Genomic DNA, 12,422 nt, shown 5'->3' with positions numbered 1-12,422 from the left:
GTCTAGTCGTTGTTGATCGGTGTCGGCTGTCGTCAGTCCTGGAACCAGTCGTCGACGACGCCTTTGGGGACTATGTGGATGGATCCGGGCGCGGCGCCGAGCAGTCGCTCCAGGGCGTGGTGGTAGCCGTCGATGGTGTCGTGGATGGCGGCCCGCTCGGCCGCGTCGGGGTGGCGGCCGATGATCCAGCCCACCAGGGTTTCCTGGAGGTCCTGCAGGGTCACCACCGCCAGCCGGGCGTCGACGTCGGGCCGCGGCGAGTCGAAGACGCCCTCGGCGTTGCCCTGCCGGATGACCTGGGCGAGCTGACCCGCGAGCCAGTCCCGGCCCAGGCCGCGCATGCGCTCCCGGGGCAGGGCGTTGTCGGGGCCGTACCAGGCGCGGGCGGACTCCAGCAGCAGCTTGCGGTTGGCGTTCTTCCACCGCACCACGACCGCGCTGAAGTTCGCCAGCTTCTCCAGCGCGGAGGCTTCGGCGGCGATGACGGGGTCGACGATGGCCGCCACCCGGTCCAGCAGCCGCAGCTGCACGCCTTCCAGCAGCGCGGTCTTGGAGTCGAAGTAGTGGTAGAAGGCGCCCTTGGAGGAGCCGGTCTCCTTAAGGATGTCGGCGATGGTGACGGCGGTGAATCCCTTGCTCTGCAGCAGCCGTTCCATGGCGTCCAGGTAGGCGTCGCGTTTGAGTCCGTGCGCGGTCTCGTCAACGGTGCGGGCCATGGTCGCCTCCCTTCGTCATTAACAAACCGTCGGTCGGTTTATTTATAGCACCGACCGACGCCGCCGCACCAGTGAATCCGGGCACACGAGAACCCCGGCCCGCGAACGGACCGGGGTTCGAAGAAGTCTCAGCCGAAGACCGACGACACCGCGCCGCTGAGCTTGTCGCGGAAGCCCGAGGACTCCACGACCTGACCCACGACGACGGTCACGTTGTCGGGCCCGCCCGCCGCCAGCGCCTGCTCCACCAGCTTGTCCGCCGCCGCCCCCGGACTGTCCGCCTGCCCCAGGGTCGCGGCGATGTCCGCCTCGCTGACCACATCGGACAGGCCGTCGCTGCACACCAGGTACCTATCCCCCAGCTCCGCCTCCAGCGTCTGGCAGTCCGGTTCGGTCGGGAAGCCCTGCAACACCTTCGTCACCACCGAGCGGTACGGATGGACCGCGGCCTCCTCGGGCGTCAACGCGCCCTCGTCCAGCAGCCCCTGGATATAGCTGTCGTCGCGGGTCAGCCGGGTCAGCTCGGAGCCGCGCAGCCGGTAGGCGCGCGAGTCCCCCGCGTGCGCGAGGTCAAGCCGGGTCTCGGTGAACAGCAGCGCGGTCACCGTGGTGGCCATGCCCCGATAGTCGGAGTTCTCGTCGGCGGCCACGCCGATATTGTTGTTGGCCTCGTCGACGGCACGGCGCAGGGCCTCGCCGGGCTCGGCCGTGGGCTTGGACTTGCTCAGCTTGCGCAGGGCCTCGGCCACCAGGGCGCTGGCGACCTCCCCGGCCGCCGCGCCACCGACCCCGTCGGCGACGGCCAGCAACCGGGCGGAGTCGACGTAGGAGTCCTCGTTGTGGTCATAGACGAGGCCGATATGACTGGCGGCGGCGTGACGCAAGGTGACCATAATGTCCAAGCATGCCGCCCGGCGGCGGCCGATGTCCATACGTACTTGTGCGTACGTGTCGAGCGGAAGGAGCGACCCATGAGCACGTTCCCGGCCCGGGCCGCCCAGCTGGACGCGATCACGGGCGCCTGGGCCAAACTCGACGGCGCGCCCCGGACCGTGGTGCTGACCGGTCCGGCCGGGGCCGGCAAGAGCCGACTGGCCGCCGAGGCCCTCGGGCTGTTGGATCCCGTGCCCGGGGCGGTGATCCTCGGGCACGCCCGCGCGGGTGCCCCGTCCCCGTACGACTGGCTGGCCACGGCGCTGGCGGGTCGTCCGCTGTCCGGGTTGCCCGCGTCCCGGGAGGCGCTGGCGTGGCTGACCCAGAGTTCCGACGCGCCCCGGCTGCGGCTGGAGCCGACCGCGCTGTTGAAGGTGGCGGTCGCGGTGGTGCGGCACCTGCTGGGCGACGATCCCGGGGTCGTGGTCGTCGAGGACGTGCACGCCCTCGACCCGGCCAGCCTGGCGCTGATCGCGGAACTGTCGCGGGGCGAGCAGCCGGTACTGCTGCTGGTCCTCAGCCGTCCCGCCGACGCCGAGCGCTTCCCCAAGGCCGCCGCGAAACTCCTCAAGGGACTGAGTGAGACCGGGCGGTCGCAGCTGATCACCGTGGAGCCGTTGTCCGATGCGGACGTTCCGCCGGGCGAGGCGGCGTGGGCCCGGTACGCGCACGCGCTCGGCCTGACCACCGAGGCGGCCCCGGCGGCGCTGCGGGGTGCGGCCCGGTTGCTGGCCGACGGTGATGCCGCGGCCGCGCGGCGACTGGTCGACGCATGTCTCGGCGGCCACGACGATCCCGGCGACGACGACGTGCGGCTGGTACTGGCCCGGTCGCTGCTGCACCTGGGCCGCATCGAATCCGCGGCCTCGGCGGCCCGGCGGGCCGAGGGCGAGGCGGCGGCCGGACTGGCCGCGACCCTCAAGACCATCACCGAGCTGACGGCCCGGGAGAAAGAGGTGTTGTCCTGCCTGGCCGCCGGGATGTCCAACCGGCAGGTGGCCAAGTCGCTGGGCATCTCGGTGCGGACGGTGACGGTGCACGTGTCCAACCTGTTGCGCAAGACCGGAACCGGGTCGCGCACCGAGGCCGCACTGTGGGCGGTGGAGCACGGGCTGTCCCAGGACGGCCATGGCGATCACGCAGCGTTACCTGCCCCATTTTGCGTCACTTTGACGTTCAAACGGTATTTCGGCCGGTGACGGCGGGAGTCAACCGGTTCAGTTTCCATCCTTTTAGTACAGACATTGTCCATAATGATATTACTTTGCGTTGATGAAAAACGATCTTGAAATACCCGATATGCTTGGAAAACCGGTTTATCTACTCTGCATAGAGCACCTTGCACATTCAGTTTGCACTTGCTAGAGTCAGCATGAATTGAATGGATTGGCATGTCTAACAGGTGGGACAGGCGCGGAAAGTGATCATGCTTTCTTCGGCTGTAGGTCTTTTATTGTCATGCCCAAACCATTCGGGACGGTAATGCTGGCCGTCCATTCACCGCATTGACCTTGGGTACCACGCGATTTCGCGAGGAGGCTACCGGATGGACATTCACCATTCTGTCGTCGTCTCTCGATCCAATGGCACCCAGAAGGCCAGGGTCATAGGGGTGAACCGTCGCAATGATCAATTGACGACAACAGCAGAGTTCGACTTCACACCGCAGTGGGCGCGGTTCATTGGGGGCGCCGGACGACCCGAGGGGTCCGGCAGCGCATGGACGAGCACGACATGGACGACTGATGAACCGGTCGTCTCGACGTACGCCCTGGGAGAGTGATGTGATGAGCAAGTGGACAACAGGTCCGCAGCAGCCGGTGGCAGTCGTGGGGATGTCCTGCCGGGTCCCCGGAGCCGCCACACCTGATGAGTTGTGGACACTGCTCTGCGACGAGGTCGACGCCACCGGCGAGACCCCACCGGACCGCTACGACGTGGACGCGGTCTACTCCGAGGAGCCGGCGCCCGGCAAGCTGGTCTCCCGTCGCGCCGGTTACCTGACGGACATGACCGCCTTCGACGCGAAGTTCTTCGGCATGTCCACCTCCGAGGCGGCGGAGCTGGACCCACAGCAGCGGTTGCTGATGATGACGGCATGGGAGGCGCTCGAGGACGCCGGGCAACCCCCGGATCAGCTGGCGGGCAGTCGAACCGGAGTGTTCGTGGGCAACGGCCGCGCCGACTTCCTGGAGAGTGTGTTCCGACAGGGCCTGGACGCGGTGACCGCCGGACAGTTCAACAACGTCCGCTCCGTCATCCCCGCGCGACTGTCGCACTACTTCGACCTGCGCGGACCAAGCATGCTGGTGGACACCGCCTGCTCCTCCTCCCTGGTGGCCGTGCACCAAGCGGTGCTGAGCCTACGGGCGGGCGAGTGCCCGTTCGCGCTGGCCGCCGGGGTCAACCTGACGCTGCGCCCCGACGAGGGCGTCCTGATGTCGCAGGTGGGGACGCTGTCGGCCGACGGCCGCAGCAAGTTCGGCGACGCCGCCGCCGACGGGCACGCGCCCAGCGACGCCGTGGTCGTGGTGGCCCTCAAACCGCTGGCCGCCGCCGTGGCCGACGGCGACCGGATCCGCGCGGTCATCGCGGGAAGCGCGGTCGGCAACGACGGCCACACCAGCGACACGATCCTCAACCCGTCGCTGGAGGGGCAGCTGGACATCCTGCGCTGGGCCTACGAGGATGCCGGAGTCAAGCCGTCCGAAGTAGACTTCATCGAGGCGCACGGCAGCGGTTCGCCGCAGCTGGATCCGCTGGAGCTGACCGCACTGGCCCAGGTCCTGGGCGAGGGCCGCAGCCCGGACCGGCGACTGCTGGTCGGGTCGGTCAAATCCAATGTGGGCCATGCCGAGGCGGCGGGCGGACTCGTCGGCCTGGTCAAGACGGTGCTGTCACTCGAGCACGCGCAGGTGCCGGCCAGTCTGCATGCCGACACCCCGCGCCGCGACCTCGACTGGGACGAACTCCCCATCGAGATCCCCGACAAGCTTCGCGACCTGCCCGACATCGACCGTCCACTGTTGGCGGGAGTCTCGGGACAGGGCGCCTCGGCGCTCAACGCGCACGTGGTGCTGCGGCAGGCCGACCCGGTGTCCGGGCGACAGCCGACCGGGCTGAGCCGGATGCTGCGCCACTTCCCCGGCCGCGCCCAGCAACCCGCCGAGGACGACGGCGCCCAGTACCTGCTGGTGCTGTCGGCGCGATCCCCCGAAGCCCTTGAGGCACTGCGGCTGGCGTACCTCGAATACCTGGGTCCCGACGGTCCCGGCGGCGAGCACACGGCACGCGACATCTGCTACAGCGCCGCCACCCGCCGCCAGCACCTGGAACACCGGCTGGTCGTCATGGGCGGCACGCACGAGGAACTGGTGACGGCCCTCGAGGACCCCGACACCCCGGCCGCCAACCCGGCGCTGGCCGTGATCGCCAACCGGTTCCGCAATGGACAGCGGGTCAACTGGGACGTGGTGTTCGGCGACGAGTGCCGCTACGTCCCGCTGCCGACCTATCGGTGGCAGACCCGCGGTTACTGGCCCGGCCGCGCCGAGGACGAGGCCGCCGCCGACGCGGAACTGACCGACCAGATCCTGCACCAGCACGCGCGCACCGAGTTCCAGTCGGAGTCCCGACTGGCCGACATCGGCATCGACTCGCTGGCGAAGCTGAAGCTGATGGTCGAGCTGCAGAAGAAGACCGGCCTCGACGTCGACCCCGAGAAGCTCGACAAGGTGCACACCGTGGGCGAACTGCGCCAGTGGACCCGGGAGCTGGAGGCGGCCGCCCGTCATGAATGAGCCTCGAACCATGTACGCCTGGTTCGACCGCTCCGCCGAGACCTTCGGCGACAGTCCCGCCCTCGAGGTGGGCGGCATGCGGTTGACCTATCGACAACTGCGCGAACGGGCGCGACGACTCGCGGCGCGGCTGATCGCGGCCAACGACGGCCGAGCGCCGCGCCGGGTCGGACTGCTGGCGAGCCGTTCGCTGGGCACCTACGCCGGGTACCTGGGCATCCTGTGGACGGGCGCGGCCGTGGTGCCGTTGAGCCCGGACCACCCGAACGCTCGGGTGCGTGACATCGCCAAGGCCGCCGAACTCGACCTGGTGGTCACCGATCCCGGGGGCGCCGGTACCGACCCCGGGGTGCCGGTGGTCTCGGCCGAGGACGTCGACTCCGCCGCCGCGCCACCGTATCGGGAGCCCGATCCGGAGGACGTCGCGTACATCATCTTCACCTCCGGATCGACCGGGGCCGCCAAGGGCGTGCCGATCAGCCACCGCAACATCAGCTCCTATCTGGAGCAGATCGCGGCACGCTACGAGATCGGGCCGGGCAGCCGGGTGTCGGGGAACTTCGAGTTGACCTTCGACGGTTCGGTGCACGACCTGTTCGTCACCTGGTCGCGGGGCGGCACCCTGGTGGTGCCCAGCCGCAGCCAACTGCTGTCGCCGGTGATGGCGGTCAACAATCTCGAACTCACACACTGGTTCTCGGTCCCGTCGCTGATCTCCTTCGCCGCGAAGCTGGAGACGCTGACGCCGGGCTGCATGCCGACGCTGCGGTGGAGCCTGTTCGGCGGCGAGGCGGTTCCGCTGGCCGCTGCCAGACAGTGGCGGCAGGCCGCGCCCAACAGCAGGCTGGAGGTCCTGTACGGACCGACCGAGCTGACCATCGCCAGCACCGCCTTCCGGTTGCCGGCCGACCCCGTCGACTGGCCCGTCACCTCCAACGGCATCGCCCCGATCGGCTCCCGGTTGCCGAGACTGGAGCTGCGGGTGGTGGACGAGAGCGGCGCGACGGCCGACACCGGCGAGCTGTGTGTGCGTGGGCCGCAACGGTTCGGCGGCTACCTGGATCCCGGCGACGACGCGGGCGCCTTCCTGCCCGGCGGCGGCGGTGAGGCCGACTGGTACCGCACCGGCGACCGGGTCGCCCAGCAGGACGGGTACCTGGTCTACCTGGGACGGTCGGACCACCAGGTCAAGATCCACGGCCACCGGATCGAACCCGGCGAGATCGAGGCGGAGCTGCGGCGGCTGCCCGGCGTCCGCGACGCCACCGTGCTGGCGGTTCCCTCCAGCGGTGGCGATCCGGAGCTGACCGCCGCGGTGTGCGGCAGCGACTGCGTCCCGGAGGAGCTGTACAACACGCTCCGGGACCGGCTGCCGGCGTACATGCTGCCGCGCCGGATCGCCGCGTTGGATCAGCTGCCGCTCAACACCAACGGAAAGATTGACCGGCGTGCGCTGCTCGACCAGCTCGGGTACGCCACCTGACCGGCGGCCTCGCCGCTCAATCCGTTTTCCAGTAGTGAGGCATTGCCGTGTTTGACGCCATTGTGGTCGGTGCTCGGTGTGCCGGCTCCCCCACCGCCATGTTGCTGGCGCGCGCCGGTCACCGGGTGCTGTTGCTGGACCGGGCCGCGTTCCCGTCCGACACCCTGTCGACCCATCTCATCCACCAGCCGGGGGTGGCGGCCCTGGACCGCTGGGGTCTGCTGGACAAGCTGCGCGACACCGGTTGCCCGCCCCTGGAGAAGGCGGTGTACGAGGTGGCCGACGTCCGGCTGGAGGGCTGTTCCCGGGGCGTCGACGGCCACCGGGCCGCGTACTCGCCCCGGCGCCACATCCTCGACGCGATCCTGGTGGACGCCGCGGTCGCGGCCGGGGCCGAGCTGCGGCAGAACTGCCGGATCACCGGGCTGCTGCGCGACGAGGACGGCCGGGTCACCGGGGTGTCGGGCGTGCACCAGGGCCGCCGGTTCACCGAGCGGGCCCGGCTGGTGATCGGCGCCGACGGCATGCGCTCGTCGGTCGCCCGGCTCATCAAGGCCCCGTACACGGCCACCGATCCCAAACTGACCTGCGCCTACTACTCGTACTGGGCCGACGTTCCCGCCGATCTGGAGCTGTACGAGCAGCCCGGTAGCTGGGTGGCCGCCGTGCCCACCCACGACGCGACCCTGGTGTTGACGTACTTCCCGCAGCAGTGTTTCCGGCAGGTGCGGGCCGACGCGAGCCGCGCCCACCTGGACCGGGTCAAGGACACCGCACCGCAACTGTTCGAACGCCTGCGGGGCAAGAAGAGACTGGAACGACTGCGCGGCACCGGGGACCAGCGCAACTTCATCCGGCAGGCCACCGGGCCGGGCTGGGCGCTGGTCGGCGACGCCGGACACCACAAGGACTCCATCACCGCGCGCGGCATCAGCGACGCGTTCTTCCAGGCCGAGGCTCTGGTGCGCAACATCGCCGAACCGCTGACGGAGGATCCCGACCTGCTGGACAAGGCGCTCAGACGATACGCGCGGGAACGCGACGGCGCCCTCACCCCGGGATACGAGTCCACTTTGACCGTCGCGAGACTGGAACCACCGCACGCCGAACGGCTCGCCGTGCTGCGCGCGGTGCAGTCCGACCCCGAACTGACCTCGATCTACTTCGACATGGTGGCCGGTATCGCGGGGCCGAGCGCACTGCTCACCCCGCGACTGTACGAACTGCTGACCGTCCAGTGAGGATCACGGACGGGTCAGCGGACCAGGCCCTCGCGGCGATGCACGTAGTCGACGACCTCGGCGGCCATCGTCTTGATGATCTCCAGGCCGCGGCGTCCCCACGGGTGGATGTCCACGTCGGCGGCGCACACGGTGCCCAGAACCGTTCCGGTGCGGTCGATCAGCGGCGCGGCCATGTACGAGCGGACACCCATGTCGTCGACCGAGGGGTCACCGGCGAACCGGGGGTAGTCACACACGTCCTCCAGCACCAGGGCCTTGCCGCGCACCACCACGTGCGGGCAGTAGCCCTGTTCGCGGTCCATGATGCGGCTGGGGTCCTCGGGCCGCAGCGGCGCGGCGGCCGCGTTGTCCGGATCGCCGGTGGGCGCGTACATGCCCGCGAAGTACTGCTGGGTCTCGTCGATGAAGTTCACACCGCCGATCGGGGCGCCCGCGATCTGGGCGAGCCGACGGGCGAACTCGTCGAATCGCGGGTCTTCCCGTTGGCCCAAGCCAACACCGAGCTGACGCAGGCGCATGGCGCGTTCGCGTCCGTGGGGGTCTGGAGGCGCCGTTATCAGGCGACTCGTCGCTTCGAAAGCCATGAGGGTCACGGAAAGTCTCCTTATGAGGGAACGATGCTACCGGGGCGGGAGGTCGCCGTGAGCAGCAGGTGTCGCAGGAACGCCACCAGAACCGAAGTCGCGGAATGGGAATCCCTCGCATCACAGTGGACGACCGGGATGTGCGGCTTGAGATCCAGGGCGGTACGGACCTCGTCGGTGTCGTAGCGGTAGGCACCGTCGAACTCGTTGACCGCGACGATGAAGTTGATGTCGCGGCGTTCGAAGAAGTCGACGGCGGGGAAACAGTCCTCCAGCCGACGGGTGTCGGCCAGGACGACCGCGCCGAGGGCGCCGTCGGAAAGCTCGTCCCACATGAACCAGAACCGGTCCTGGCCCGGAGTTCCGAACAGGTACAGCACCCGTTCGGGGTCCAGTGTGATGCGTCCGAAGTCCATGGCCACCGTGGTGGTGGACTTCGCGTCAACGCCGTCGAGGCTGTCGGTGCCGATACTCGCCGAGGTGATGAGCTCCTCGGTGCTGAGCGGTTCGATCTCGCTCACCGCACCGACAAAGGTTGTCTTGCCAACTCCGAATCCGCCCGCGATCAGGAATTTGATCGCGGCGGGGAATTGCGCCTCAGAGTCGTCGTTGTAGGCCATTGAGCACTGCCTCCAGTAGGGGTACGTCATTCGGGTCGGCGGCAGGTCCGGGTTCCCCGGCGGTAACGGCTCCGCAGTCGACGAGGTCGGACAACAGAACCTTGGTCACCGTCGCGGGCAGCCGCAGGTGGGCGGACACCTCGGCGACGGAGATCGGATCGCTGCACAGTCCCAGGGCTTCGGCGTGGTCGATGCCGAGCTGGGTGTGCTTGACCCGGCCGGTGGACTTCACCATGGACAACAGGTCCAGTTTCGAGGTTGGCCGAGTTCGCCCGCCGCTGACGGTGTACGGGCGAACCAGTCGACCCGCGGCATCGTCGAGTAGCGGTCCCTCGGGAATCACGGCCATGGTCGTCACCGCACCGCGTCACCCGGGGTCGCCACCGCGTGCCGGGCCGGGGTGGCGAGGTAGGGCCGGACACTCTTGACCAGTTGCACCATCTCGTAGCCGAGCACACCGGCGTCGGCGTCGCGCGAGGCCAGCACCGCCAGGACGGCGCCGGATCCCGCGGCCGAGACGAACAACAGGGTCTGGTCGAGTTCGGCGACCACCTGCCGCACCGATCCACTGTCGCCGAACCGGCTGCCGGCACTGCGGGCCAGCGAGAACAGCCCCGAGGCGATGGCCGCCAGGTGGTCGGCCTGGTCGGCGCTCAAACCGTGGAAGGCCTTCTTGAGGCCGTCGGACGACAGCAACAGGGCGCTGTTGGTGTGCGGCACCCGTTCGATCAGGCTGGTCAATAGCCAGGTCAGGTCAGAAGGCTGCCCGGCGGGCGCATTATTCAACATCGTGGATGAACTCTCCTTCATCGAAATGCTCGGTTAACTAGCGCCGTCGAAGCGGCCGTCGGCGTCCTCTGCCTCGGGTGCGGCGCGATTGACGCCCTTCTGGAAGGCCATCATCAGGCCCGGGTCGTGCTCGGATAGTTGCTCGTTGCGTGGCGCGGCGACCTCGCGAAGTTCTGGTACCAGGTGAGTCTGCCGGCGTCGCTGTGGCAGTCGGGGCCGGTCGTCCGGTTTGCGGTCGGCGTCGGGCGCCGCACCGGCGGAGTCCGGCGTGGACTCCTCCTCGGGCGGAATCGGTCCCATGTGAATCACCCCGGTGGTTTCGTTGGGATTGCCTGGTTCGAACAACCGTGGCGGCCCACCAACCGACACGAATCCTGATCCGGCCGACGGATCGTCCAGCGAGGACGGCGGCCGCTGCCGCACCGGCGACTCGGCGAGGGCGGCCGGGGACACCGGCTCGGTCGCGGAGGTCATGGCCGGTGACGGCGGACGTTCGGAGGTCGGTCGCGGGTCGGGCGAGACGCTCGCCGCGCCACCCGCGCCGGTGTTGCGGCCCGCGTAGGGCAGCGGCCGGCGGGTGGGGCGGGGCGGCTCGGTCGACAGGCTCGGAACCGGGGCGGGGCTCGTCGGCGCGACCGGAGGTGTCGAAGCGGGTGTGGGAGCCGGGGCGGGCGAGGGGGCCGTGGGCGCGGCCGGGGCCGGGGCGGCTGCCGGAGCGCTGGGGACCTCCTCGGGGATGCGCGGCGGCATCGGCGGTGCCGACACCTGTCGCTGTTCCAGCTGCGCGGGCGGTTCCGGCTGCGGCTGCTGGGCGGGCTGCTGCTCCAGCTTCGGCTGCCCGGCATCGCCGAGCATGTCGTGCGGCAGCACGATGACCGCCTGGATACCGCCGTAGATATTGGTCTGCAACTGCACCGCGACGCCGTGGCGCCGGGCCAGGGTGGACACGACGAACAGGCCGATGCGGCCGTCGTTGAGCAGTTCGGCGACGTCGACCTGGTCCGGGGAGGACAGCATGCTGTTGAGCCGGTGCTGGTCCTCGCGCGGCATGCCCAGCCCGCGGTCCTCGACCTCCAGGGCGATGCCCGCGGTGACGCGCTGGGCCCGCAGCAGGACCTGGGTGTTGGGGTTGGAGAAGCTGGTGGCGTTCTCGACCAGCTCGGCGACCAGGTGGATGACGTCGGCGACCGCGTGGCCCTTGAGGGTGCCCTCGATGGGGCGGACCAGCTTGACGCGGGCGTACTGCTCGACCTCGGCGACCGCCGAACGCAGCACGACGTACATGTTGACCGGCTTGCTCCACTGGCGGCTGGAGACCGCGCCGCCCAGGACGGCCAGGTTCTCGGCGTGGCGCCGGATCCGGGTGGCGAGGTGGTCGACCGCGAACAGTCCCTTGAGGAGGTCGGGGTCCTCGACCTGGGCCTCCAGGTCGTCCAGGAGCTGGATCTCGCGGTGCACCAGGGACTGGAGCCGCCGCGCCAGGTTGACGAACACGCCGACGCGCACGTCGACGCCGCCGGGGGGCGCCCCGTTCACCGCCGAGGTGGTGGTGGCCCGCACGACCGCGTCCACGGCCTCGGTGCGGAACCGGTCCAGCTCGTAGGCCAACAGCGGCAGTTCACCGGCGTCGTGGGAGGGCGGGTCGGGCAGGTGCGGCCGCTCGCCGCGCTGCCAGCGTTCGACGGCGGCCTGCAGGTCCTCGGGACCGCGCGGGATCATGGCGCGGATCTCGGTCAGGTCGCCGTGGGCCTCGAACGAGACCGAGGAGGCTCGGGCCACCGACCACAGGATCGCGATCAGGGCGATGACCCCGGCGACGCACAGCACCAAGACCCGTGTCGAAGTGGTAACGGGCGCAGGGGCCGACAGCAGATACCAGAACGCGCCGGCCGCGGCCAGGGTGATCACCAGCGGCGGCAGCACGGCATTCCACATGAGACGTGAACGGAGTTTGTCGTCAATGGATGCCCCACTGACACCGTAACCGGTCCGTCTGGAGTCGTCCGGTGGAACGTTACGCGCGGTAGTTGGGGGGAGTTGAGACATCTGCGTCCTTAAGGACATGGACCGGGTCGGCAGTTTGAATAGCTCTTAGTTCGCGGGCGTCGCCAATTAGGACGGTAGGATCCGCTGGCTCTGTCGCGATCCGCACGGGCCACACGGTATCAGCCACCTAGTTGAGACGACAAGACAGTCTTGCATATGCAGCTTGCAAAAAAATACCGCCAACGGGGAATTCTTCCCGGAAATTCG

At 69.2% G+C, this 12,422-nt stretch carries 11 protein-coding genes; 4 read left to right on the top strand and 7 right to left on the bottom strand.

The window, feature by feature from the left end; all coding sequences use genetic code 11:
* Window positions 1-32: 32 nt before the first annotated feature.
* Entirely contained in the window at window positions 33-716 is a 684-nt protein-coding gene (locus SNAS_RS32440) for a TetR/AcrR family transcriptional regulator (protein ID WP_013016437.1), read from the bottom strand.
* A 128-nt stretch (window positions 717-844) separates the two neighbouring features.
* On the bottom strand, window positions 845-1,609 hold the full coding sequence (locus SNAS_RS05710) for a PP2C family protein-serine/threonine phosphatase (RefSeq protein ID WP_052304922.1): 765 nt from the start codon (window positions 1,607-1,609) through the stop codon (window positions 845-847).
* Between the two features lie 78 nt (window positions 1,610-1,687).
* Here SNAS_RS05710 and SNAS_RS05705 point away from each other — a divergent pair, with 78 nt between their 5' ends.
* From SNAS_RS05705 to SNAS_RS05690, 4 genes are all read left to right on the top strand, one after another.
* On the top strand, window positions 1,688-2,848 hold the full coding sequence (locus SNAS_RS05705; protein WP_013016435.1) for a LuxR family transcriptional regulator: 1,161 nt from the start codon (window positions 1,688-1,690) through the stop codon (window positions 2,846-2,848).
* Between the two features lie 588 nt (window positions 2,849-3,436).
* Window positions 3,437-5,449, top strand: coding sequence for a type I polyketide synthase (locus SNAS_RS05700; RefSeq protein ID WP_013016433.1), 2,013 nt, complete (start codon window positions 3,437-3,439; stop codon window positions 5,447-5,449).
* Complete coding sequence (locus tag SNAS_RS05695; RefSeq protein WP_013016432.1) at window positions 5,442-6,932, top strand: amino acid adenylation domain-containing protein; 1,491 nt, start codon at window positions 5,442-5,444, stop codon at window positions 6,930-6,932. The genes SNAS_RS05700 and SNAS_RS05695 overlap by 8 nt, the downstream gene beginning before the upstream one ends.
* Before the next feature lie 47 nt (window positions 6,933-6,979).
* Window positions 6,980-8,173 (top strand): NAD(P)/FAD-dependent oxidoreductase, encoded by a 1,194-nt coding sequence (locus tag SNAS_RS05690; protein WP_013016431.1) that lies wholly within the window; start codon window positions 6,980-6,982, stop codon window positions 8,171-8,173.
* A gap of 14 nt (window positions 8,174-8,187) precedes the next feature.
* Here the strand turns inward: SNAS_RS05690 and SNAS_RS05685 are convergent, their stop codons facing one another.
* The 5 genes from SNAS_RS05685 to SNAS_RS05665 are packed head-to-tail and all read right to left on the bottom strand — an operon-like array spanning window position 8,188 to window position 12,104.
* Window positions 8,188-8,760, bottom strand: a complete 573-nt coding sequence (locus tag SNAS_RS05685; protein WP_041624574.1) for a GAF domain-containing protein — start codon at window positions 8,758-8,760, stop codon at window positions 8,188-8,190.
* A 20-nt stretch (window positions 8,761-8,780) separates the two neighbouring features.
* Window positions 8,781-9,380, bottom strand: a complete 600-nt coding sequence (locus SNAS_RS05680) for a GTP-binding protein (protein ID WP_013016429.1) — start codon at window positions 9,378-9,380, stop codon at window positions 8,781-8,783.
* Window positions 9,358-9,729 (bottom strand): DUF742 domain-containing protein, encoded by a 372-nt coding sequence (locus SNAS_RS05675; RefSeq protein ID WP_041624573.1) that lies wholly within the window; start codon window positions 9,727-9,729, stop codon window positions 9,358-9,360. The genes SNAS_RS05680 and SNAS_RS05675 overlap by 23 nt, the downstream gene beginning before the upstream one ends.
* A gap of 5 nt (window positions 9,730-9,734) precedes the next feature.
* Window positions 9,735-10,169, bottom strand: coding sequence for a roadblock/LC7 domain-containing protein (locus tag SNAS_RS05670; protein ID WP_013016427.1), 435 nt, complete (start codon window positions 10,167-10,169; stop codon window positions 9,735-9,737).
* Window positions 10,170-10,202: 33 nt separating this feature from the next.
* Window positions 10,203-12,104: an ATP-binding protein gene (locus tag SNAS_RS05665; RefSeq protein ID WP_144300404.1), complete on the bottom strand. Its 1,902-nt coding sequence runs from the start codon at window positions 12,102-12,104 to the stop codon at window positions 10,203-10,205.
* Window positions 12,105-12,422: the final 318 nt, after the last annotated feature.

Origin of the sequence: Stackebrandtia nassauensis DSM 44728, assembly GCF_000024545.1 — a bacterium.
GTDB lineage: Bacteria > Actinomycetota > Actinomycetes > Mycobacteriales > Micromonosporaceae > Stackebrandtia > Stackebrandtia nassauensis.
The sequence above is the reverse complement of the archived record's forward strand: the minus strand, read 5'-3'. Positions and strand labels throughout refer to the sequence as shown.